This is a genomic window from Campylobacter gracilis (assembly GCF_001190745.1).
Classification (GTDB): domain Bacteria; phylum Campylobacterota; class Campylobacteria; order Campylobacterales; family Campylobacteraceae; genus Campylobacter_B; species Campylobacter_B gracilis.
In genome coordinates this window covers 398,258-418,880 of record NZ_CP012196.1, presented here as the reverse complement: position 1 = coordinate 418,880, position 20,623 = coordinate 398,258, and the positions used below count along the sequence as shown (strand labels likewise).

Below are 20,623 nucleotides of genomic sequence, written 5' to 3'. Positions count from 1 at the left end.
CTCGTTAAATAAAATTTAGTGCGTATTTTATCGGCGTTTTTATAATTTAAAGCTGAATCGCGAAATTAAAAAGAGCTCTTTCGGCATTGAAATTTAGCGCCAAAATTTTGAATTTCAAATTTAAATAGACGGCTTGGCGACGCGTGAAATTTTAACATTTAATCGCCCTAAATTTAACTCCACGCTCCTAGTCATTACGGAATTTATCGCGGTTTAAGAAATCAAGCGATAAAATCCCATGATAACGATTTTAATTTCTTAATAAAAATCGCGAATACTTTTAGGAGGAAATTTATGCCGGATCAGGTGTGCGGCTACGTACTTTTTCGTGCTGATATCAAAAGCTATGCAAGCTGCAAAAATGATGGCGCCGGCCGTGAAAATTTCATAAATTCCGCGCGCATAAATTCCTGGCACCGCTTAAATTTTAAAAATATCCGCCGCGACGAAATCTGCGCGTATAGTTCGCTTGGTGGGCTATGAGCTTTAAATTTTATCTCTTTCTAATTGCAGCTTTCATATTGCTTGCTTTAGTAGCCGTTAGCAGCGGTGGGGCGAGCATTTCGCTGGGTGACATCGCAAAATTTTTCACCTTCGGCGAGATAGACGAGACCAAGCAGCTCATCTTGCTGCAAATGCGCCTGCCGCGCCTAGTAATGGGCATCTTAGTGGGCGCGCTGCTGGCAACTTCGGGGGTGGTAGTGCAAAGCGTGTTTTTAAACCCGCTTGCAGACCCATACATCATCGGCATCGCCTCGGCAGCGACTTTTGGCGCAGTCATAGCCTATCTGCTGGGGCTTAGCGACGTTTTTTACGGAATTTTCGCGTTTTTAAGCGCAAGCGCGCTGTCGATCGTGATCTTTAAGCTCGCCGCCCACACCCGCTCGATCTCGACGCTACTGATCGTAGGTATCGCCGTATCGTCGTTTTTAGGCGCATTTACCTCCTTTGCGGTCTATCTAATCGGAGAGGATAGCTTTAGGATTACGGCGTGGATGATGGGCTATCTAGGCGGGGCGAATTGGTATAAGATCGCGCTTTTGCTACCGCCGCTGCTGTTTTGCATGGCGTATTTTTACGCGAAGCGTCACGAGCTAAATATCATTTTAAACGGCGATGAGGAGGCGAAGTCATTGGGGCTCAACGTCGAGAAGTCCAAAAAAAGCCTGCTCATCGTCTCCTCGCTCATCATCGGCTTTTCGGTCGCATTTACGGGGATGATAGGCTTCGTGGGGCTTATCATTCCGCACACGCTTCGCATGGCGCTTCGCACGTCTAGCAACGCCGTGTTGATCCCGGCTAGCGCGCTTACGGGCGGGCTTTTTCTTTTGTTTTGCGACGTCATAGCTAAAAACATCCTATCGCCGGTAGAAATTCCGATCGGCGTGGTGACCTCCTTTTTCGGCGCGCCATTTTTCCTATACCTCGCTTTTAGGAAGCACGCATGAAAGTAAGCGAGCTAAACTTCAGCTACGGCAAGCGGGCGATCCTGCAAGACGTATGTCTGAATTTAGAACGGGGTAAATTTTACGGGATTTTGGGCCCTAATGGCTGCGGCAAGAGCACTTTGCTAAAAAATATATTGCAAATTTTAAAGCCTGCAAGCGGGATCATCGAAATAAACGGCAAAAGGGCGAGCGAATACGGCCTAAAAGAGCTTGCGGCGCTCATCGGCTTCGTACCGCAAAAAACGGCCCTCGCCGCGCCGCTTAGCGTGAAAGAAATTTTGCTTGCGGGTAGATTTTGCCGATTAAAAAGCGCCTTTAGCGGCTATGATGCGAGCGATCACGCTAAAGTGGAGCAAATGGCAGAGCTTTTGGACGTGAAAAAATTCCTAGAGCGTAGTGCATTTGAGCTAAGCGGCGGCGAATTTGGGCGCGTGTTGCTTGCTAGAGCGCTCGTCAGCGAGCCTGAAATTTTACTGCTCGATGAGCCCACGGGCGCGCTAGATATGAACTACGCCATCGAGGCGATGAGCATCTGCGAAAACCTGACGCGCTCTTTAAATTTAACGAGCGTCATCGTGCTGCACGATCTAAATTTAGCCTCGCTATTTTGCGATGAAATTTTTATGCTAAAAGACGGCGCGGTGAGATATCGCGGCAGTGCGAGCGAGCTTTTTACGCCGCAGATCATAAAAGAAATTTACGGCTTTGACGCCCTGATAGTCGAAAATTTAGGAACTAAATTTATCTTACCGCAAAAGGAGAAATTATGAAAAAGATTCTTATAGCTTTGCTCTCGGCGAGCTTTGTATTCGCTAAAGGTCTAGTCGTACTTGATCCCGCCGCAGTCGAGATCATCTACGCTTTGGGCGCGCAGGATCAGATCGCTGCGATCTCGACTACCTCGATGAGCAAGATCCGTCCAGAGGCGGAAACCGCGAAACTACCGAGCGTAGGCACCTACGTAAAGCCCAATCTAGAAAAAATCGTCGAGCTCAAGCCCGATCTGGTTATTACGAGCTTTCACTCCGCAGGCGTTAGCGAGAATCTAAAAAAGCTAGGACTTAAGAGCCTTGCGATGGATGCAAACTCCACCGCAGATATCTGCCAAAACGTAAAGAAGGTCGCAGCTATCGTAAAAAAGGAGGGCGAGGCGGATAAAATTTGCGCTCAGATGGATGGAATTTTTGCAGACAAACCCGCTCTTCGCGGCAAAAAAGTAGCGCTATTTTTCGGCTCAAACGCTACGATGGCTTTCAATGACAAAACCCTCATCGGCGACATTTTCGCTCGCTTCGGCGCCAAAAATATCGCAGACGGCCTAAAAGGCAGCACGCCTTCGGTATCTGCCGAATATATCTTGGAGCAAAACCCCGATATAATCGTCGTCGTGGGCGGTGAGACGGAGGATTTTTTAAAAGCAAATCCGATCCTTAGAAATACCAAAGCGGTAAAATCGGGCAAAATTTTAAAGGCCCCGACGCTTATCTTGCGCGGAAGCCCGCAGATCGGCGAGACGGTGGATGAAATTTACGCGGAGGCAACGAAATAGATGTTTAAAGAACGCATTAAATCCCACCACCGCTCCAAACTCTTCGAGAGCGTCTCCGCGAGCGAAAACGAGCTGTTTGACGCGCTGGAGCAGCCCGCAAAAGACAGCGACTGCGTGATCTATCTGCATGTGCCGTTTTGCGATAATATCTGCTCGTTTTGTTCGATGATGCGCTCCAAACTCGGCGACGAGCTGGACGAATACGCTAAATTTTTGATCCGCCAGATCAAAGACTACGGCGAGATGCCCTACTTCGACACCAAAAAGATCAAAAGCATCTACTTCGGCGGCGGCACGCCGAGCGTCTTTAGCGAGACGCACTTCGAAAAGGTTCTGGGCGCGCTGCATAAAAATTTTAAGATTGCGGATGACTGCGAGATCAGCGTAGAGACCACGCTGCATAATTTAGACCTGCAAAAAGCGCTCTCCCTGCAGAGCTTCGGCGTAAACCGCTTTAGCATCGGCGTGCAGACCTTCAGCAGACAGGGGCGCGCGCTTCTAAACCGCGTGCATAAGCCCGCTCGCGCAATCGAGCGGCTAAAGGATCTTAGAGAAAAATTTGACGGCATGCTCTGCTGCGACATCATCTACAACTTCCCGAACGAAAGCGTGGAGGAAGCACTAGAGGACGCGCGCTACGTAGATGAGCTAGGACTTGATAGCGCCAGCTTTTACTCGCTGATGTTTTTCGAGGGCTCGGAGCTATACAAAAAGATCGACAAATCCTACTACGATCTAGAGATTGATAAGAAGCTGCACCACGCTTTCGCGGGCGCACTACTTATCGGAAGCGATAATTTCGAGGTTTTGGAGCTTACCAAGCTTGCTCGCAAAGGGCGCGACAACTACGGCTACATCAAGCTAAGCCACAAGGGCACGGATATCCTGCCTATCGGCAACGGCGCGGGCGGACACGTAGCGGGCTTCGGAATTTACGGCGTTTCGGGACACAAGATGATCTCGCGAATCGATGAGCGCGAAGCAAAATATGGCGTGCTAAGCAATCTGTTTCAATACCCGATCGTAAGCTTAAACGAGCTAAAAGAGGCCCTAAGCGCGAGCATTTATGACGAAGCGCTGCAGAAACTAAAAGAATTTGAGAGCTGGGGGCTTTTGGAGCTTAAGGATGAAAAATCGGTCTTAAACTTGGATGGAATTTTTTGGGGTAACAACATCAACGAAGAGATAGCAAACATTATGAAAAAGGATTTTGTATGAAAAAAATCGTGCTTTACACCTCGCAAACGGGCAACACGAAAAAGGTAGGCGACGCGATCGCCGAGCAACTAGGTTGCAAGAGCCTAAATTTCCGCGACTTTGAAGGCGAGGTCGATGACTACGACTTTATAGCCTTGGGCTTTTACGTCGATAAGGGCGAGGCTGAGGCGAAATTTACGCGCTTTATACGCAAGATTCACGGCAAGAAGCTTGGCGTTTTCATGACGCTGGGCGCGGAGCCGGACGGCGAGCATTCGCGCAAGTGCCTGGATACCTTTGAAGAGGGGCTTAAAGCAAACGGCAACGAGATTATAAGGGAGTTTGCCTGCCAGGGCGCGATCGATCCGAATCTGCTTGAAACGATGCGCAAAATGGCCTCTAGCGGCAACTCGCCCCATCTTATCACTCCCGAGCGACTTGCGCGCTGGGCGGAGGCTGCGAAACACCCCGACGAGAAGGATCTGGCGGATGCAAAGGCAGCATTCGCGGGGATAGAATAAATTTTAAAACAAGCCGCGCAAACCGCTGCGCGACGCGAACAAAATCAAATCATTACCCGCCCTCTCTCCTGCGATTTACGCGATTTAAAATTTTATCTTTGCTAAATTTGAACGACGAATTTTATTCCTACAAGCAAATCCGCCGCCACGGACACCGGTCTTTCTTTGGAATTTAGATGATAAATTTTATCTCACGCACAACATATCAAATAATGCCTCCGACTTTGCGCCGCTAATGCGCGCTCTGAGGGGCGAAAAAGCCAGCTTTTGCGAGCAAGTGGCCTGCGAGTGATGCCGTCATCCAATACGCCGCTCGTCACCTTACAACAGCCTGAGCACGAAAAACTCGCTTCTGCGAACAAAGTAGGCTGCGAGCGCTGCGGTCGCGATCGTCGGCTACCCCTGTCGTCACGTGCCGCATGTGTCGCTATCGGGCGCCGCCCGCCCGCCGCGCGATACCCATCCGTCGCTACTAACCGCCCGCACGACAACCCGTCGCCGCTCATCGCCCCGCCGCAGCGATGCGGAGCGTGAGCATAAAAATATTTTAGGCGTACTCTCAAGAGGACATCACCGAGCTTAATAAATTTTAGTGCGGTACTTTTACTATGCGCTCGTAAGCATAAATAAAATTCTTTAGCAAAAATTTTTAAGACAAAAATAGCAAAAGATTTGCAAGCAACGGATAAAATTTCATTATGGCTAAGATTCCATTGTGATCGAATCATATCCGTTCTATCTGCCCATAGGTTTTTAAATTTCGCTTTTTGCCTCGCTTATTGTTTTGTTTAATTTCGCAGCAAATTCCTCCTTGCTTATTTCTTTAAACGCTTCGTTGGGTACGGCGATAAAAAGACTTCCTTCCAGCAAAATTACCAAAAAATCGCGCTCCATTACCACTTCACAAAATTCCGCATCATAAATGAGCGTATCTCGCTCGCTTACGAATATAAATTGCCCCTTTAAATCGTCTGAAATTTCAATGCTAAAATCGCCGAAAGTGACATTTTTATTCTTATCATATATCGCGGAATTTAGTAGCCACGATCTAACGCAAATAGCGTAAATATAAAAAACTGCGCAAGCAGTAGGCAAGATCGCTCCTAAGCTCTTTATCCAGGACTTATCGCCATAGTACTCACGTACAAACCCTATCCAATCGTCCTCAAAAATAAAAAGGCAAGCCGAAAACGCAAAAGCGAAAAGCAAATCTGTCGCGCAGACGGCGCGGATGAACTTGCTCCCTTTATAAATTCTGCGCGAAATTCTAGTTCTCATTTTAGCGAATTTCCGGTTATCTTGCAGCGAGTAAGAAATCAGCATATCTTTCCTTTAAAATTTCGCTTATTTTAGCTAAAATTAGCCAAAATAAAAAGATCTGTAAAATTTTACATTGCATGCTGCGTTTGTGCCTCTTCGGCGATACAGCTAGTAGATGGAAGGACACTACTAATGCAAGCGGTAAAAGGGCAAGCTAAATTTAATAAAATTCCTACCGAAGGAGGAATTATGAAAAACATGGCATTCCTCACGGGCGCTACAAGCGCTGCCGTCATCCAATACACTGCCCGCCATTTTACGACGGCCTGAGCGCGAAAAACTCGCTTTTGCGAACAAGTAGGCTGCGAGCGCTGCGGTCGCGATCATCGGCTACCCCTGTCGTCACGTGCCGCAGGTGTCGCTGTCGGGTGCCACTCTCCCGCCGCGCGACAACCCATACACCGCTAACCACCTGCACGACAACCCGTCGCCGCCAATCGCCGCGCCGCTTTGTCGCAATACCGAATCCAAACCGAACCGCTAAATTTTAAATTCTACAAAAGTCTCATCGCACATAAATTTTAATTCGGCAAATGCGCAAAATTTAGGTAAAATTCCACGCAAACGCTTTGACGGTCAAATTTAAAGGGGCGAAAATGACGAATTTCGAGTACGCTAGTCGCATTAACGAGGCTGCGGGGCTAGATCTTGATTTAGATTGCGAAGAGATCGATCTGCAGGATAAGCTTTACGGGCTTTTTCAGTGCTTTATGCCTGACGGCGCCGGCGTGGATTCGGTGTTTGCGCCGCTGCAAAACGGCGCTGAGCTGCAAGCGCGTATAATGCCGATCTACGTAGCCACGGCGCAGCAGACGCGAGAGGCGTTCGATCAAGGCGTGGCTCCCGGGTATTTTTGCCCGCCGCAGGATCCGAAATTTGACGACAAAGCGCTTAAGAGCCTAGCTTTAGCGTACGTTCGAAATTTAAAAATTTTCGCAGAATTTCTAGGCAAGAGCGAGCTTTTAAAGATGCTTGGCGAAATAAAATCTGCTCGCATGCAGGAAGGTTTTGATTTTGCGCATCACTAAGAGGGGCTTGCGTGCGCCGTCTATGAGGCGATCACGGAGTGGATGATAGATTCGCCTAAGCTTGATGCGAAGCTATGGGTGCTCGGCGAGGCGTACTATTCGATCAACTGCGACTACCTACTCTCGGCGTACTTGCAGTATCCAAACTATGCGCAAAGACCGCAGGAGGACTTTTTGAAGCCCTACTTCGAGCTGTATCTAGCGGGGCGGCAGATCGCGTTTGAGCGCGGCGAGATCGTGGTTTTCACGCACTAAATTTACGCAGGCAAGGAAGCGAATGGGCGCTCATGAGCGGCTAAAATTTGAGCCTTTCAAAAAAAGGAAGCGAGCGACATCCACGAACGGCTAAAATTTAAGTTCAGCAAGTATGAGCGCAAACGCTTATCGCATATCCAAAAAATCTGCGTCCTAATCAAGCAATCTAGTAGGTTTCCTGCGCGTCGCGTCAAATCACTTAAAATAATTTCTGCTTTGCGTAGCCGCCGCTTTCAGCGCCTTACTGGAGCAAAATCTCCACACATCGTTAATGTTTGGATAATTGAATTTTTTCCATTACTCTGCTGCCATCACTTCGTTTGTGGCGCCCAAGAATTCACTCTCGCCAACGCTTACTAGTTGAAATTCATCTAAATTTTAAAGCAGAATTTCGCCACAGAATTTTATGGAATTTCACTGCCGCAAATCTCACAATCGATAAAATTCTATCGATTTACGCTCTTAAATTTGCTCAAATCGCCGCCCGTTTTATAAAATTCTTCAGCGTCGATCATAGTGCCGTCAGGCAGCTTACAAACGGTGTAATCCACGCCGTTGCCGTCTTTGCGGACGATCAGCTCGCCGCCGTTTTTGACACAAAAATCCCCAGCAGCGCTAGCCTCTGCGCTCACCGAAGCGAAAGCGCCCGCCACAAGCGCTACTGCAAAAAATCTCTTAAAACTCATTTAAATCCTTTCGTTTATTTTACCCATTTTCAAGGTCAAGCTTACATTTTAGGCGCTAGATACGCTAAATCTGCATCTAAATAAATAAACCGCCCTCCTCGAACACCGATAATAGCGTTTTAAATGCTAAATCCTACCTAATAAATCCCAGCAGCACCAAGCCCGCTCGCCGCTGCAAAATCAAAGCCATCAGACTTCATCCAATGCAAAATTTAACATCATAAAATTTTACCTTCAATAAAATTCTAGCGGCGAAATCCAAGCCGCATCAAAGCTATTTCTGCCGTAAAATACCGGCTATAAAAGCGAGGGCTATGGCAAAACACTAGCTCAGCAGCAAAGGCAAGCGCGGATCCTAAACAATCTCGTCTATAAGCGCGAGCTGCGCCCAAACCCTCTAAATTTAACCGTCGCTAGCCGTTTTTGCGCGCAAACTCGCTCATAAAAGCGATTAGTTTTTCAACGTCCTCGTAGTTTATCGCGTTGTAGATCGAGGCGCGGATGCCGCCTAAAACGCGGTGTCCTTTAAGCCCGATCATCCCCTCCGCCTCCGCCTGCGCGACGAAAACCGGCTCAAGCGCGGCATCTGCGATATTAAAGCTCACGTTCATCAGGCTGCGGCTCTCCTTTTGCGCGTGGCCGCGGTAGAAGCCGCCGCTAGCATCGATCGCGCCGTAAAGTAGCGCCGCCTTGCGCTTGTTGCGCTCGTGCATCGCCGCGAGCCCGCCGATTTCATCCTTGATCCAACCGAGCATTAAATTTAGCATGTAAATTCCGAAAGTATTTGGGGTGTTGCTCATCGAGTCCGCGTCCGCCTGCGTCTTATAGCGCAGGATCATCGGCGTTTTGGGGTTTGCGCGATCCAGCAGATCCTTACGGATCGCCACCATCGTAACGCCCGCGGGGCCGCCGTTTTTCTGAATGCCGCCGTAAAACATCCCCACGCTGCTAAGATCCACGGGGCGCGAAAACAGATCGCTCGAGCTATCGACTACGAGCGGACAGCCGCACTGCGGCAGCTGCGGATACTGCGTGCCGTAGATCGTGTTGTTCGAGCAGATGTAGCCGTAATCGGCGTCGTCAGAGAATTTAACCTCTGGGATGCGGTCGAATTTGCTATCCTCGCTGCTTGCGATCACGCGGTAGTTTATGCCGAGTACGCCCGCTTCCTTGATCGCTTTGCTTGTCCAGTTGCCCGTGTTGGCGTATTCTGCGACGCCGCCTGCGTATAGGTTCATCGGCACCTGTGCGAACTGAAGGCTCGCGCCGCCTTGTAAAAACAAAATCGTAAAATCATCCGAAAAGCCGTAGAGATCGCGTACGCGGTCCATCGCGCTATGCAAAACTTCCTCGAAAATTTTAGTGCGGTGCGAGATCTCCATTATCGAAAATCCGCGCCCCGCGTAGTTTAGCAGCTCCTCTTGCGCCTGCTTTAGCACGCCTAGCGGGATGGTGCTTGGGCCCGCGCTAAAATTTATTACTCTATCCATTTTGTCTCCTTTAGATGATTTTTGCGTTTTTGCTGAGCTGCTGCGAGCAAAGGGCAAACTCGTCGCCCGCGGCAAGCTCGCCTAGGGCTACCGTTTTGCCGCCCTTTTGGATTTGAACGAGGTCCTTTGTGATCTCAAAAAATTTCGCCTTTTGCGCCAAAAGCTCATCCTTAGTGCTTAGCGTATGCTCTGCGGCGCTTAGCTTGGAGTCGATGAAGCTTTTAAATTTAAGCTCGAAATTTAAAAGCTTTGCAAGCGAGCCTGAAATTTTTGGCTCTATAGATTTCGATTTAAGCTCTAAAGCTGCGAGGCTCAGCACGTTTTGTGCGGATGAAATTTTATCTTTTATCAGCCTATCAAGTGCGTCGCTTACACCGTCTAAGCTCTGAAAGATCGCGCAAATATCGGGCAGCAGATCGATCATCGCGGCGGTGGGCGTGAGGCTTCGGTGATCGGCTACGAAATCGCTGATACTAAAATCGATCTCGTGCCCTACCGCCGAGATGACGGGCGTTTTGGTCGCGTAGATCGCGCGCGCCAAGGCCTCGTCGTTGAAGCACCACAGATCCTCGCGCGAGCCGCCGCCGCGAGCGATGACGATCGCATCGTAGCCCTTCGCGTCAGCTGCACGCAGCACGCTTATGATCGAAGCAGGCGCGCCCTCGCCTTGCACTAGCGCGTTATACAGATCGATCTTACAAAGCGCGAAGCGGTCCTGCGCCGTGCGAAGCATATCCGCCTGCGCCGCGGAACCCGCGCTCGTGATGATCGCGATACTTTGGGCAAATTTCGGAAGCTGTTTTTTATGCGAGGCATCGAAGAGCCCCTCTTTGCTAAGCCTTTCTTTTAGCGCGGCAAACGCGGCCTCCAGCTCGCCCTCGCCGCTTTTGCGGATGTTTGATACCTGGATCTGATATGCGCCCGTGGGGGCGTATAGCGAAACCTTGCCGCTTACGATGAGCTTATCGCCGACGGCTGGGATAAAATTTATCCGCGCGGCGTTAAACTTAAACATAGCGCAATCGATCGCTGCACTTGCGTCTTTGATTGTGAAATACCAGTGTCCGCTCGTGCTTTGAATTCTAAACTTAGATATCTCGCCCTCGACTTCGACCAAGCTAAAGCTCGTCTCCAAAAGCGCCTTGGCTTGGGCGTTTAGCTCACTTACGCTAAGCATCATCGCTCTTTTGCGCGATTTTTTCGGCGATGAAAAGCGTGCTGACGTCGAAGCTAAAGCCCTTTTGCACGCGCAGCTCAAAGTCCGCGTTTTTGAGCTTTTCGCTAAAGCTCGCGGCGTCTAGGAAGCTGCCGATGGAGCTTGGCAGATACTCGTAGGCTTCTTTGTTTTTCGAGATAAAGGCGCCGATTTTGGGTAAAATTTTGCTTACGTAAAAATCTCTGATTTTAAACGCGAGCCCGCCGCTTGCGGCTTTGGTAAATTCCAAAACTACGAGCGAGCCGCCGGGTTTAATGACGCGGTTAAACTCCGCAAGCGCCGCGTCCAGCTCCACGACGTTTCTTATGCCGTAGCTGATGCTTAAAATATCCACGCTTGCATCATCTAACGTCGTGGCGCCCGCGGTTGCTTTGATAAACTCGCAGCTAGGGAATTTTTGCCTCGCTACCTCGAGCATTCCTTCGCTGGGATCGATCCCTACGATCCGCTCGATCTGCACGCCGTGCTGTGCCGCGCCGTCGCGCCACGAACTTATCATATCGCCCGTGCCGCACGCGACGTCGGCGATACTCACGAGCTTTCCTTTAAGCTTTTCAAGCGTCAGCTCGACCGCTTTTTTGCGCCACGAAACGTCCACACCGAAGCTGATGGCGCGGTTTGCCAGATCGTAGGTAGGTGCGATCTCATCGAACATCTTTATGATTTTTTCCTGTTTTTGCACGGGCTTTCCTTATTCGTATGCTTTGATTTTACGCAGCGATCTTTTCAGCGCGCGCAAAAGAGGCTCTTTTTCATTTAAAATTTTTTCCTCCAGCTCGGCGCGGCGGTCGTTTAAACGGGCGTCCAGAGCCAGCAGATACGCAAACGCGACGCCGCTTTTATCGCTTGCTTTTTGATAGATCGCGATAAAATTTCGCCACACGCTGATATCTTGCAGCGCGCCGAAATCCTCGCAGGCAGCTTTGGTGCGCTTAAACAGCTCTCTGACGCAGCCTTCATCAAAGCTTCTTGCAAAAATTTCAAGCGCGTATCGTAGCCTCTTTAGTCCTATACGTACGTCGTGAAATGCCTGCAGCAGCGAGCCTTGCTTTAAATTTTTTAGCTCTGCACGCAAGCTCTTAATCAGCTTGCAAAGGCGGGCGGATGCGAACTTTTTTGAAATTTTTTCATATTCGCTGCGTGCGTAGATGCCGTCCGCGCCGTTTAAAAAGCCGCTGATAGCGCCGCTTAAATTTGTAAATTCTGCGCTAGAAAGAAATTCTAAAATTTTATCCTCCGAGCGCTTTGTGATAAGATTTAGCTGCTGCAAAAAGCTCGCAGGCGCGTCGTCGGCCTTTAAAAACTCCGCAAAAACGTGAAGGTCTCGCAGCTGATTGCTGCGGCTCATAAATTCTGCGAGGAGTTTTAAAATTTCATCCTTTTTTTCAGCTTCGAAAAGCGGCGCGGACAGCTTCAAAACGGCTCTAAATTTGCGGATCTGCACGCGCAGCTCGTGAAGCGCTTCGGGGGCTAGGCTTTTTTGATACTCGCTTTTTGCGCCGCACGCTCTCGTCCACGCTAGCTCAAGCGCCAAACGCGCAAGCTTAACACTATCTGCATAGGGCGGCGCGAAAAATTTAACTCGGCTAAATTTTTCAAAAACGTTGCGTGCATGCGCGAAATCAAGAGATCGCGGCGGGATGCCGTAGCGCGCCAGATAGCGGCTTTTGTAGCGGTAATCGTCGGTGATCTCGCAAAAATCGGTGCTGCCGAAGGTTTTTGCAAAATCAAAATTTGCGCTAGAGAGCTCGTCTTTAAATTTAGCCCGCAGCACCGCTAGCATATTTAGCTCGCCGCCGTAAAGCTCTAGCCAAAACTCCGCCTCGTCGTTAGCAAAGCCGTAGCGGCTCTTTTGCACGACGCGGGCGATCCTGCTTTTTAAAGCCTCTTTGAAATCATCTTTTGAAATTTTAAAATTTAGAGTTTGTCTGTCGAGATCCTCTTTTTTGTGGTGCAAAGAGCATTCGTCGTTTTGGCGGATGTAGTAAATTTCGGGGTAGAACGAAGTATAAAACCAAGCGATCTTTACCTTGCGACATTTCAGCCCCGCACGCTCTAGCGTCCGCAGAATCGAATCGTCGCTCAATAAAAATTTACGCTTAGTTTGCATACCCGCTCCAAAAATAAAGTGGGTAATGATAGCAGAAAATTCTTTAAACTATCTACACTTTTCGCAGTCTTCGACCGTAGCCGTGATATTTAGCTTGCGGATGAAATTGCCCGCTTTGCGCTCGATGTTTTTCAAAACGTCCTTATTAAAAGCATCATCCATGAAAAGATCCGTGACGTTGCCGCATTTTTCGCATACGACGTGGATGTGCGGCATCTGATAAATGTCGTAGCGACTCTTTTTATTCGGCGCATTGACCTCGACTACGACCCCTTCGTCAAGTAGGGTGTTTAAATTTTTATAAACCGTCGCCAGCGAAATGGATGGATAGTCCTCTTTGATCCCCTCGTATAGGTCATCTATGCTTGGATGTTCGTGGCGATCGAGCACCTTTAGGATGCACAATCTTTGAGGAGTTGCTTTCAAACCGCAAGTTTTGAGTAGTTCTACGTGGCTCATTTTTGTCCTTCAAAAAATTTTAAAGTGATATTATCAAATTTTACTTTAAACAAAGTTGATATTAACTAATACTTTTTATCACTTAATATTTGCTCGGCCAGAGTTTGGATATCCAAGCCCAAGCTACGCTCCACGTCGGCGGTCTTGCCGTGCGGTAAAAAGATATCAGCAAACTCGAAGCTCACGATCTTTACGTCCGAAATTTCATTTTCTTGCAAAAATGCGCTTAAAATTTCACCGACGCCGCCCTTTTTGGCATTGTCGCTAAAGACGTACCAAATTTTATCTTTGCTAGCCAAACTTCGTAAAAACTCGGCGTCTAAAGGCTTTGCAAAGACCAGATCTACGACGTCCGTCTCTATCTGCCCCTCCAGCGCCTCGGCCGTTTTATACGCTCTGCCAGCGCCGTTTCCGTAGCCGATGAGCGCCACTCGCGCGCTATCGCTGCGCTTTAGAAACACCGATTTTGCAAGCTCTACTGCAGATGCACCGGTCTCGTCGCAGTTCAAGATAAAGCTTCCGCGCGGATAGCGGATCGCCAAAACCCCCTCGTGCGCGTAGGAGTACTCGATGATCCGTTTAAAGCTCGTCTCGTCTCGCGGCGCGCACATACTGACGTTTGGGATCGCGTTTAAAAAGCTCACGTCAAAGACCCCCTCATGCGTCTCGCCGTCCTCGCCCACGATGCCGGCGCGATCCATCGCAAGGACTAAGCTTAGATTCATAATCGCCGCGTCATGGACGATCTGATCGAACGCGCGCTGCATGAAGGTCGAATATATCGTAACGTACGGCTTAAAACCCTCGCGCGCCATCGCAGCCATCGAGCTTAGCGCATGCGGCTCGGCGATCGCGACGTCCCAGAAGCGGTGGGGAAATTTCTCGATCAGCTTATCCATGCCGGTGCCGCTTGGCATCGCAGCGGTCACGCCCACGACGTTTTCATGCTTGGCGGCTAAATTTAAAAGAGCTTCAGCGTAAATTTGCGTGGCGCTTTTGGCGGCGGATTTTTTCTTAAATTCTCCGCTTTGAATATCGAAAGGTCCTACTCCGTGCCAACTCTCCAAATAGCCCTCCGCCTTGTCATAGCCTTTGCCTTTGATCGTTTGAGCGTGCACGACGACGGGCTTACGCGCGCTTTTTGCCGTCTTTAGCGCTGATATTAGATCCTCTAGATTATGCCCGTCCACGGGACCGATGTAATCAAGCCCTAGCTCCTCAAAATACATCCCAGGGATGATGAGCTTTAAGGAATTTTCAAAGCGCTTTGCCATATACGTCGCGCTTTGCGGAGCGTGAGAGAGCAGCTCTCTTACGTGGGATTTAAATTTTTGATATGTCTCGCCCGCCATCGCTTGGCTTAAGTATTTGCTAAAGGCGCCGATAGGCTTGCTGATGCTCATTTTATTATCGTTTAGAATGATGATGCAGGGCAGGCGCAGATCGCCTAATTCGTTCATCGCCTCATAAGTCATGCCGCCGCTCATCGATCCGTCACCAATTAAGACCACGGGGATTCTATCCTCGCCTTTGAGCTTGATAGCCTTTGCCGCACCCACGGCTAAAGAGATCGACGTCGAGGCGTGCCCCGCCACGAAGTAGTCAAATTTACTCTCGCTAGGCTTCGTGTAGCCGCTAATGCCGCCGAACTGCCTAAGCGAGCCGAACTCCTCCCAGCGGTCCGTCAGAAGCTTGTGCGCGTAGCTTTGGTGGCTTACGTCGAAGATAAACGGATCGCTCGTGACGTCGAATACGTAGTGCATCGCTACGATGAGCTCGACTGCGCCCATGTTTGAGCTTAGATGGCCGCCGTTTTTGCTCACGACTTCGATGATGCGCGCTCTGATCTGCGCACAGAGCTCCCGCAGCTCCTCCAGGCTTTTATTTTTAATATCCACTCAAAATCTCTCCCAGCGTGCCAAAGACGCGATCGTTTTGCCCCTGTGTGCCGATCGTGATACGCACGGCGTTTAGCCCGTAGCTTTTTAAATTTCGAATGATGATGCCGCGGCGCAGAAGCTGCTCGCAAAGCTCGCTACTATCTAGCGGCGGGCTAAGTTTAAACGTGATGAAATTTGCGTAGCTAGGGATAAATTCTAAGCTTTGCTCGCGCGCAAAATCCTCGAAGCGGCTCATCTGCGCGGCGTTGTTTTGCAGGCTTTTTTGCACGAAAGCCTCGTCTTTTAGCGCCGCAATTGCCGCTGCGAGGCTTAGCGTCGTGATGTTAAAGGGCGGTCGTAGCTTATAAAGCGCGTTTATGATTTGCCGCGGCGCGATGCCGTAGCCTACGCGCATACCGCCTAGGCCATAGACTTTCGAGAAGGTGCCTAGATAGAGTACGTTTTTAAAATTTTGAATTAAAAGCTTAGGATCAAGCCTCTTGCGTTCATCTTTAAATGCTGCAAATTCGTTGTATGCGGCATCAATCACTAAAAGTGTGTCTTCATCCACGCTGCCAGCGAACTCATACACCGCCTCCGCATCCAAGCACTCGCCAAGCGGGTTGTTCGGCACGCACAAAAAGATGACCGAAATTTCATCCCTGTGCGCGTTATAAATTTTTAAAAGTTCGGCTAGGTCGTGCTCCTGCGCGCTCGTTTTGTAAACTTTAGCCTCGCAGTGGCTTGCGTAGATGCCGTACATCGCAAAGGTAACGCCCGCCTGCAGTATCGCGCGGCGCGAATTGAGCTTGGCGTGTAGCGCAAACTCGATGATCTGATCGCTGCCCGCGCCGATGATGATATTTTGCGGCTCTACGCCGAATTTCGAGGCGAGCGCGCCCTTTAGCTCATACATCGAATCATCGGGGTAAAGATGCGCACAGGCGGCATTTTGCACGATCGCATCCCGCACTGCCTCGCTAGTGCCGAAGGGGTTTTCGTTGCTGGCAAGCTTTAGCACGTCTTGCTTGCGGATACCAAACTCCCGCACCACAAGCTCGATCGGCTTGCCTGCTTCGTAATTGCTCAGATTTTCTACAAATTCGTTAAATTTCATCACTCCCCTCCGTTTATATAGCTTCCCAGCCAGGTGATTTCGTGGCCGTTTTTCTGTGCGTTTTGCAGTACGCGCGCCACGCGTTCGTCGTCGATGTGCCCTTCAAAATCAACATAAAATACGCATTTAAAATCCCTAAGCTTGACAGGGCGGCTTTCTAATTTGGTTAAATTTATCCCCTCGTTGCGAAACATCTGCAAAAAGTCCACGAGCCCGCCCGGGCGGTCGTCAGTTTTGGCTAGGATGCTCGTTTTGTTGCGGTCGCTCTTTTGGTTTTTAAAGTCGCTCAGCACGAAAAAGCGCGTGCGATTGGCGGAGTTGTCCTCGATCTTTTGAAACATCATCGGCACGCCGTAAAGATCGGCGGCGATCTTGGAGCAGATCGCGGCGGAGTGCGGCGTAGCAGCCGCCATCTGCGCCGCAAGCGCGGTCGATTTGGTCGCGGTAAATTTAACGCCGCTAAGGCCGTGATCGTCTAAAAATTTAAGGCACTGATTGTATCCCTGCGGATGCGAGAATATCTGATCCACCGTGCTTACGTCGTCGCAATGGCTCGCAAAGCAGTGGTGGATATCCATATAAATTTCGGCGACGATCTTGACGCCTTCGTATTTTCGCAAGCAATCAAGCGTCGCGCCTACCGCGCCTTCGGTATTATTTTCGATCGGCACGACGCCGTATTTGGCCTCGCCGCTATCAAGCTCCTTAAAGACCGCCTCGATGTTTGAGAGCGGCAGATAGGAGCTTACCGCGCCGAAGCGGCTCTTGGCGGCTTGGTGCGAATAGGTGCCGAAAGGCCCTAAAAACGCGACGATCTGCGGCTTTTCTAAATTTCGCGAAACCGAAAAAATTTCAAAAAATATCGCCTCGATCGCCTCTTTGCTTAAATTTCGCGCCTTTCCGCCGTCCAGCCTGCTGATGATCGAGCGCTCGCGCTCCGGGCGGTAGATCGCGCTGCCCGCGGTCTGCTTCAGCTCGCCGATCTTTTTGACAAACCCCATGCGCTCGTCGATAAGGCGCAAAATTTCATCATCCAGCCTGTCGATACAAACGCGTAGATCATCGATGTTTTGCATCACAACCTTCCTTTTGCTCGCCCGCGAATTTCGGCGCGGATTTTAAAAATTTCACGCCGCCTCTTTTGCCGCACGCTTTGAAATTTTGACCTCGCGAACTTAAAATTTCATCGCTTAGGATAGCTGCGCCGCAACTTCCGCGCGCTAAAAAGGCGCGATAAAATTCGTCGCAGCGGGATCTGAAATTTAAAGCGGCGGTGCATTTAAAATTTAGGGCCGCGCTTGCTGCTGCGTTAAAATTTAAAGCCGCTGCGCGCTCGGATTTGAAATTTAAGATTGCGCTGCGTTTTAGACGGCTCACCGCGCGGATCATACGAGATCCTTTTCTAGCGCGATTAGTTCATCAAAGCTCTCGCGCTTTCTAATCAGGCGGTCCTGTCCGTCGTAAACCGCGACCTCGGCAGCGCGACAGCGGGTGTTGTAGTTGCTAGACATAGAAAAGCCGTAGGCGCCGGCGCTTTTTATCGCGAGCAGATCGCCGCTTTGCAGGCTAGGCAAGCTCACCCCTTTGGCTAAAAAGTCGCCGCTTTCGCAGATCGGACCGACGACGTCGCAGAGGCTAGTTTCGGCTAAATTTACGCCGCCCAAATTTTTTTGATCCGCGTCAGAGCCGCTTGTTTGATCCTCGCCTCTGCTGCCTAAATTTACTTCGCTTGCGTCCGGTTCGTTTAAATTTATACCCTCCGAAGCGCCAATGATCTCGATGGCGTGGTGCGCGCCGTAGAGGCTCGGGCGTATGAGATCGTTCATCGCGCCGTCAACGATGACGAAGCGCTTGCCGCAGTTTTGTTTTTCGTAAAGCACGCGGGTAAGGAAGACTCCCGCTGCTCCTGCTATGAAGCGCCCGGGCTCGCACACGATCGTGACGTCTAGACCGCTTAGGCTCTTTAAAATTCCTTGCGCGTAGTCGTAGAGCACGATCTGTTTTTCATCCTCGTAGCGGATGCCGATGCCGCCGCCCACGTCGAAAAATTTTATATCGATCTCAAGGGCTCGCAGTTCGCGCAGCAGGTCGCTTACGATCTTTGCGGCGTCGCAGATCGGAGAGATGTCCGTAAGCTGGCTGCCGATGTGAAAGTGGATACCGACGGGATTTAAAAATTTGCTCTTTTTGGCGTAGATATACATCTTGCGCGCGGTCTCGATGTTGACGCCGAATTTGTTCTCATTTAGCCCCGTGGAGATGTAGGGGTGGGTCTTAGCATCGACGTTTGGATTTACGCGGATGCTGATGCGAGCGGGCTTATTTAGCTTTTGCGCGATCCGCTCCAGACGCAGCATCTCGGCTTCGCTTTCTAAATTTATTAGCAAGATGTCTGACTTTAGCGCAAATTCGAGCTCGCCATCTTGCTTGCCGACGCCAGAGAATATGATCTTATAGCTCTTTGCGCCGACATACAGAGCGCGGCGCAGCTCGCCGATGCTGACGCAGTCAAAGCCGCTGCCCAGATCCGACAAAAACTTCAAAACGCTAAGATTAGAATTGGCTTTAATAGCGAAGCAGACGAGCGATTTGCGCGCTGCGAAGACCTCTTTGAGCGCTATAAAATTCTTTTGTATCTCGTTAAAATCGTAAACGTATAAAGGGGTGCCGTATTTGCGGGCTAAACTTGAATAATCCATAGAATTTCCACCGATAAATTTTGCGCCATTCTAACAAATCAAGGCTTAACGATGCTTAAAAACCAAAAATGCCGCAAAGCCTAATAGCGCTATTATGGGCACGATAATGCCAAATTCTGGGATGATGACGCCGTTGAGAGAAAACCTAATCAACACGAAAAGAACGCCCCAAGCGCATAGCGTAGCGATAAAAAATCCAAAGCTTAGTAGCGCAAGATTAAAAAATCGTCCCGTAACGGGCAGGTAATAATACAGAACCAATACCGCCAAAGGTGCAAACAACGGGAAAAATATCATATTATAAAGACTTGCTTTTATAGTGGAGATATTAACACCTTGATGCGAAAAGGTGCGGATCGAACGCAGAGCATCCCTGATTGAATATACATTACTCGTATCATAAACGCTTGCAATTGAGCTTGGATCAAAGCCCTTAAGCGCCTCGCTCTGCGCGCTAAGCTTACTTTTTAATCCACTTCCTCCAAGCTTAAGCTGCGTTGGTAAAGTAGTGGTATTTACGTCGCGTAGATGCCAAATTTTGCCTGCGTATTCGCCAGAGCTTGCATGCGAGCGCGAAGCAACGGAGTTATCCCCTATATTAAAGATCGTTATATCATTTGCGTTTTTGCCGTTTAGAGCTTTGATATAGATATATTTACCCTCAAATTTCAAAAACATATCTCCTCCCGTAGGCGATAAATCAGTTAAATTCTTTTGAAATTTTAACGCGTATGCAAACGGGGTGGAATTTAAAGCTATAAAGCTCGCAGTAATTGCAAGTGCAATCAAAAATGGAGGAATTATCAGAGCGTTTTTGCTAACTCCAAGCGCATAAAAGCTCACCAGCTCGTTGCTACGGATCATATTAAAGCCCATCAAAATAAGCGCAAAAATAAGACTTAGCGGCAGCGTGTAGCTAAGCGCGACCGCTGCGGTTAGAGCAATATACAAAAGAGCAGTATTCGCGCTTGAGGGAAAATCTTTGAGATTAGTAAGCACATCGATACCTACGTAAAAGCACTCAAGGGCTATTAGCAGGATAAAAAAATACTTCAGATAGGAAAGAGCTGCGTATTTTACGTATAACTTCACACCCTAGCCTTTTTAATCGTAAATTTTTGCGCGACCTGCTCTATATCCGAGCAAATGAGCTCCTTTACCGCGCGCGCGACATAGGGTAAAATTTCGCCTAGCTTTTCGCGCTCACTTTCGCTAAAATTTCCGAGCACGAAATTTGCCGCATCCTGATCCTGCTGTTTTTTGCCCACGCCGATACGCACGCGCTCGTAATCTGCACCGATTAGCGCATCAATCGATTTGATGCCGTTGTGCCCGCCGCTACTGCCGCCTTTTTTAAATTTAACGGCGCCTAGATCCAAATCTATATCGTCGTGCACTATGATGATGCGCTCGGGTTTATAAAAATCATTCACCGCCTTTACGGAGTTGCCGCTTAAGTTCATAAAAGTTTGGGGTTTTAAAAGAAGCAGCGAGCCCTTTTTAAAAAGCTCGCCTTGGAATTTAGACGAGCCGAGCTCGCTAAAGCCGCCCGTCTTTAAAATTTCGTCGATTAGCATAAATCCGACGTTGTGTCTGGTATCTGCGTATTTCTGAGCAGGATTCCCAAGTCCTGCGATCAGTATCATAG

23 protein-coding genes are annotated in these 20,623 nt (G+C 49.3%); 9 read left to right on the top strand and 14 right to left on the bottom strand.

From position 1 onward, the window contains the following. Window positions 1-294 precede the first annotated feature (294 nt). The 6 genes from CGRAC_RS02270 to CGRAC_RS02245 are packed head-to-tail and all read left to right on the top strand — an operon-like array spanning window position 295 to window position 4,715. Window positions 295-483, top strand: coding sequence for a hypothetical protein (locus CGRAC_RS02270; protein ID WP_005869510.1), 189 nt, complete (start codon window positions 295-297; stop codon window positions 481-483). After that, window positions 480-1,448 (top strand): FecCD family ABC transporter permease, encoded by a 969-nt coding sequence (locus tag CGRAC_RS02265; protein ID WP_005869513.1) that lies wholly within the window; start codon window positions 480-482, stop codon window positions 1,446-1,448. The genes CGRAC_RS02270 and CGRAC_RS02265 overlap by 4 nt, the downstream gene beginning before the upstream one ends. After that, window positions 1,445-2,218, top strand: coding sequence for an ABC transporter ATP-binding protein (locus tag CGRAC_RS02260; protein WP_005869514.1), 774 nt, complete (start codon window positions 1,445-1,447; stop codon window positions 2,216-2,218). Before CGRAC_RS02265 ends, CGRAC_RS02260 begins: the two co-directional genes overlap by 4 nt. Further along, complete coding sequence (locus tag CGRAC_RS02255; RefSeq protein ID WP_050346291.1) at window positions 2,215-2,997, top strand: ABC transporter substrate-binding protein; 783 nt, start codon at window positions 2,215-2,217, stop codon at window positions 2,995-2,997. Before CGRAC_RS02260 ends, CGRAC_RS02255 begins: the two co-directional genes overlap by 4 nt. Further along, window positions 2,998-4,215 (top strand): radical SAM protein, encoded by a 1,218-nt coding sequence (locus tag CGRAC_RS02250; RefSeq protein WP_005869517.1) that lies wholly within the window; start codon window positions 2,998-3,000, stop codon window positions 4,213-4,215. Next, window positions 4,212-4,715, top strand: a complete 504-nt coding sequence (locus CGRAC_RS02245; protein ID WP_005869519.1) for a flavodoxin family protein — start codon at window positions 4,212-4,214, stop codon at window positions 4,713-4,715. Before CGRAC_RS02250 ends, CGRAC_RS02245 begins: the two co-directional genes overlap by 4 nt. A 753-nt stretch (window positions 4,716-5,468) precedes the next feature. On the opposite strand, the gene CGRAC_RS02235 is transcribed toward CGRAC_RS02245, so the two are convergent. Continuing rightward, window positions 5,469-6,038 (bottom strand): hypothetical protein, encoded by a 570-nt coding sequence (locus CGRAC_RS02235; protein WP_005869520.1) that lies wholly within the window; start codon window positions 6,036-6,038, stop codon window positions 5,469-5,471. A 129-nt stretch (window positions 6,039-6,167) separates the two neighbouring features. Between CGRAC_RS02235 and CGRAC_RS11720 the strand changes: the two genes are divergently transcribed. From CGRAC_RS11720 to CGRAC_RS02225, 3 genes are all read left to right on the top strand, one after another. Then, window positions 6,168-6,305, top strand: a complete 138-nt coding sequence (locus tag CGRAC_RS11720; RefSeq protein ID WP_005869522.1) for a hypothetical protein — start codon at window positions 6,168-6,170, stop codon at window positions 6,303-6,305. A 326-nt stretch (window positions 6,306-6,631) separates the two neighbouring features. After that, window positions 6,632-7,063, top strand: a complete 432-nt coding sequence (locus tag CGRAC_RS02230; protein WP_005869524.1) for a hypothetical protein — start codon at window positions 6,632-6,634, stop codon at window positions 7,061-7,063. A gap of 42 nt (window positions 7,064-7,105) precedes the next feature. Continuing rightward, a complete protein-coding gene (locus tag CGRAC_RS02225) occupies window positions 7,106-7,318 on the top strand; it encodes a hypothetical protein (RefSeq protein WP_005869525.1) in 213 nt (70 codons plus the stop codon). Between the two features lie 446 nt (window positions 7,319-7,764). Here CGRAC_RS02225 and CGRAC_RS02220 read toward each other — a convergent pair whose 3' ends face one another. The 13 genes from CGRAC_RS02220 to pth form a co-directional block, all read right to left on the bottom strand. After that, window positions 7,765-8,004, bottom strand: coding sequence for a DUF333 domain-containing protein (locus tag CGRAC_RS02220; RefSeq protein ID WP_005869529.1), 240 nt, complete (start codon window positions 8,002-8,004; stop codon window positions 7,765-7,767). 413 nt (window positions 8,005-8,417) lie between these two features. Continuing rightward, entirely contained in the window at window positions 8,418-9,494 is a 1,077-nt protein-coding gene (gene serC / locus CGRAC_RS02215; RefSeq protein WP_005869533.1) for a 3-phosphoserine/phosphohydroxythreonine transaminase, read from the bottom strand. Window positions 9,495-9,504: 10 nt separating this feature from the next. Then, window positions 9,505-10,671, bottom strand: a complete 1,167-nt coding sequence (gene xseA, locus CGRAC_RS02210) for an exodeoxyribonuclease VII large subunit (protein ID WP_005869535.1) — start codon at window positions 10,669-10,671, stop codon at window positions 9,505-9,507. Further along, on the bottom strand, window positions 10,664-11,392 hold the full coding sequence (gene ubiE, locus CGRAC_RS02205) for a bifunctional demethylmenaquinone methyltransferase/2-methoxy-6-polyprenyl-1,4-benzoquinol methylase UbiE (protein WP_005869537.1): 729 nt from the start codon (window positions 11,390-11,392) through the stop codon (window positions 10,664-10,666). Before ubiE ends, xseA begins: the two co-directional genes overlap by 8 nt. A gap of 9 nt (window positions 11,393-11,401) precedes the next feature. After that, a complete protein-coding gene (locus tag CGRAC_RS02200) occupies window positions 11,402-12,820 on the bottom strand; it encodes a CYTH and CHAD domain-containing protein (protein ID WP_005869538.1) in 1,419 nt (472 codons plus the stop codon). Window positions 12,821-12,868: 48 nt separating this feature from the next. After that, a complete protein-coding gene (locus tag CGRAC_RS02195; protein ID WP_005869540.1) occupies window positions 12,869-13,279 on the bottom strand; it encodes a Fur family transcriptional regulator in 411 nt (136 codons plus the stop codon). A 65-nt stretch (window positions 13,280-13,344) separates the two neighbouring features. Continuing rightward, window positions 13,345-15,177 carry a 1-deoxy-D-xylulose-5-phosphate synthase gene (gene dxs, locus CGRAC_RS02190; protein ID WP_005869542.1) on the bottom strand — a complete coding sequence of 611 codons (1,833 nt, stop codon included), beginning with the start codon at window positions 15,175-15,177 and terminating at the stop codon, window positions 13,345-13,347. Continuing rightward, a complete protein-coding gene (hisC, locus tag CGRAC_RS02185; protein WP_005869544.1) occupies window positions 15,167-16,276 on the bottom strand; it encodes a histidinol-phosphate transaminase in 1,110 nt (369 codons plus the stop codon). The genes dxs and hisC overlap by 11 nt, the downstream gene beginning before the upstream one ends. Beyond that, window positions 16,276-17,352 (bottom strand): prephenate dehydratase, encoded by a 1,077-nt coding sequence (gene pheA, locus CGRAC_RS02180; RefSeq protein ID WP_005869547.1) that lies wholly within the window; start codon window positions 17,350-17,352, stop codon window positions 16,276-16,278. Before pheA ends, hisC begins: the two co-directional genes overlap by 1 nt. Beyond that, on the bottom strand, window positions 17,336-17,665 hold the full coding sequence (locus tag CGRAC_RS02175) for a hypothetical protein (protein WP_005869548.1): 330 nt from the start codon (window positions 17,663-17,665) through the stop codon (window positions 17,336-17,338). The genes pheA and CGRAC_RS02175 overlap by 17 nt, the downstream gene beginning before the upstream one ends. After that, window positions 17,662-18,975, bottom strand: coding sequence for a diaminopimelate decarboxylase (gene lysA / locus CGRAC_RS02170; protein WP_005869549.1), 1,314 nt, complete (start codon window positions 18,973-18,975; stop codon window positions 17,662-17,664). Before lysA ends, CGRAC_RS02175 begins: the two co-directional genes overlap by 4 nt. Window positions 18,976-19,020: 45 nt before the next feature. Then, complete coding sequence (locus tag CGRAC_RS02165; RefSeq protein WP_005869550.1) at window positions 19,021-20,067, bottom strand: LptF/LptG family permease; 1,047 nt, start codon at window positions 20,065-20,067, stop codon at window positions 19,021-19,023. Further along, window positions 20,064-20,621 carry an aminoacyl-tRNA hydrolase gene (gene pth / locus CGRAC_RS02160; protein WP_005869551.1) on the bottom strand — a complete coding sequence of 186 codons (558 nt, stop codon included), beginning with the start codon at window positions 20,619-20,621 and terminating at the stop codon, window positions 20,064-20,066. The genes CGRAC_RS02165 and pth overlap by 4 nt, the downstream gene beginning before the upstream one ends. Window positions 20,622-20,623: the final 2 nt, after the last annotated feature.

Excerpts from the sequence above, each read along its gene's own strand:
- CGRAC_RS02270 (WP_005869510.1), top strand. The coding sequence starts at position 295 with ATGCCGGATCAGGTGTGCGGCTACGTACTTTTTCGTGCTGATATCAAA.
- CGRAC_RS02265 (WP_005869513.1), top strand. The coding sequence starts at position 480 with ATGAGCTTTAAATTTTATCTCTTTCTAATTGCAGCTTTCATATTGCTT.
- CGRAC_RS02260 (WP_005869514.1), top strand. The coding sequence starts at position 1,445 with ATGAAAGTAAGCGAGCTAAACTTCAGCTACGGCAAGCGGGCGATCCTG.
- CGRAC_RS02255 (WP_050346291.1), top strand. The coding sequence starts at position 2,215 with ATGAAAAAGATTCTTATAGCTTTGCTCTCGGCGAGCTTTGTATTCGCT.
- CGRAC_RS02250 (WP_005869517.1), top strand. The coding sequence starts at position 2,998 with ATGTTTAAAGAACGCATTAAATCCCACCACCGCTCCAAACTCTTCGAG.
- CGRAC_RS02245 (WP_005869519.1), top strand. The coding sequence starts at position 4,212 with ATGAAAAAAATCGTGCTTTACACCTCGCAAACGGGCAACACGAAAAAG.
- CGRAC_RS02235 (WP_005869520.1), bottom strand. The coding sequence starts at position 6,038 with ATGCTGATTTCTTACTCGCTGCAAGATAACCGGAAATTCGCTAAAATG.
- CGRAC_RS11720 (WP_005869522.1), top strand. The coding sequence starts at position 6,168 with ATGCAAGCGGTAAAAGGGCAAGCTAAATTTAATAAAATTCCTACCGAA.
- CGRAC_RS02230 (WP_005869524.1), top strand. The coding sequence starts at position 6,632 with ATGACGAATTTCGAGTACGCTAGTCGCATTAACGAGGCTGCGGGGCTA.
- CGRAC_RS02225 (WP_005869525.1), top strand. The coding sequence starts at position 7,106 with ATGATAGATTCGCCTAAGCTTGATGCGAAGCTATGGGTGCTCGGCGAG.
- CGRAC_RS02220 (WP_005869529.1), bottom strand. The coding sequence starts at position 8,004 with ATGAGTTTTAAGAGATTTTTTGCAGTAGCGCTTGTGGCGGGCGCTTTC.
- serC (WP_005869533.1), bottom strand. The coding sequence starts at position 9,494 with ATGGATAGAGTAATAAATTTTAGCGCGGGCCCAAGCACCATCCCGCTA.
- xseA (WP_005869535.1), bottom strand. The coding sequence starts at position 10,671 with ATGCTTAGCGTAAGTGAGCTAAACGCCCAAGCCAAGGCGCTTTTGGAG.
- CGRAC_RS02200 (WP_005869538.1), bottom strand. The coding sequence starts at position 12,820 with ATGCAAACTAAGCGTAAATTTTTATTGAGCGACGATTCGATTCTGCGG.
- CGRAC_RS02195 (WP_005869540.1), bottom strand. The coding sequence starts at position 13,279 with ATGAGCCACGTAGAACTACTCAAAACTTGCGGTTTGAAAGCAACTCCT.
- hisC (WP_005869544.1), bottom strand. The coding sequence starts at position 16,276 with ATGAAATTTAACGAATTTGTAGAAAATCTGAGCAATTACGAAGCAGGC.
- pheA (WP_005869547.1), bottom strand. The coding sequence starts at position 17,352 with ATGCAAAACATCGATGATCTACGCGTTTGTATCGACAGGCTGGATGAT.
- CGRAC_RS02175 (WP_005869548.1), bottom strand. The coding sequence starts at position 17,665 with ATGATCCGCGCGGTGAGCCGTCTAAAACGCAGCGCAATCTTAAATTTC.
- lysA (WP_005869549.1), bottom strand. The coding sequence starts at position 18,975 with ATGGATTATTCAAGTTTAGCCCGCAAATACGGCACCCCTTTATACGTT.
- pth (WP_005869551.1), bottom strand. The coding sequence starts at position 20,621 with ATGATACTGATCGCAGGACTTGGGAATCCTGCTCAGAAATACGCAGAT.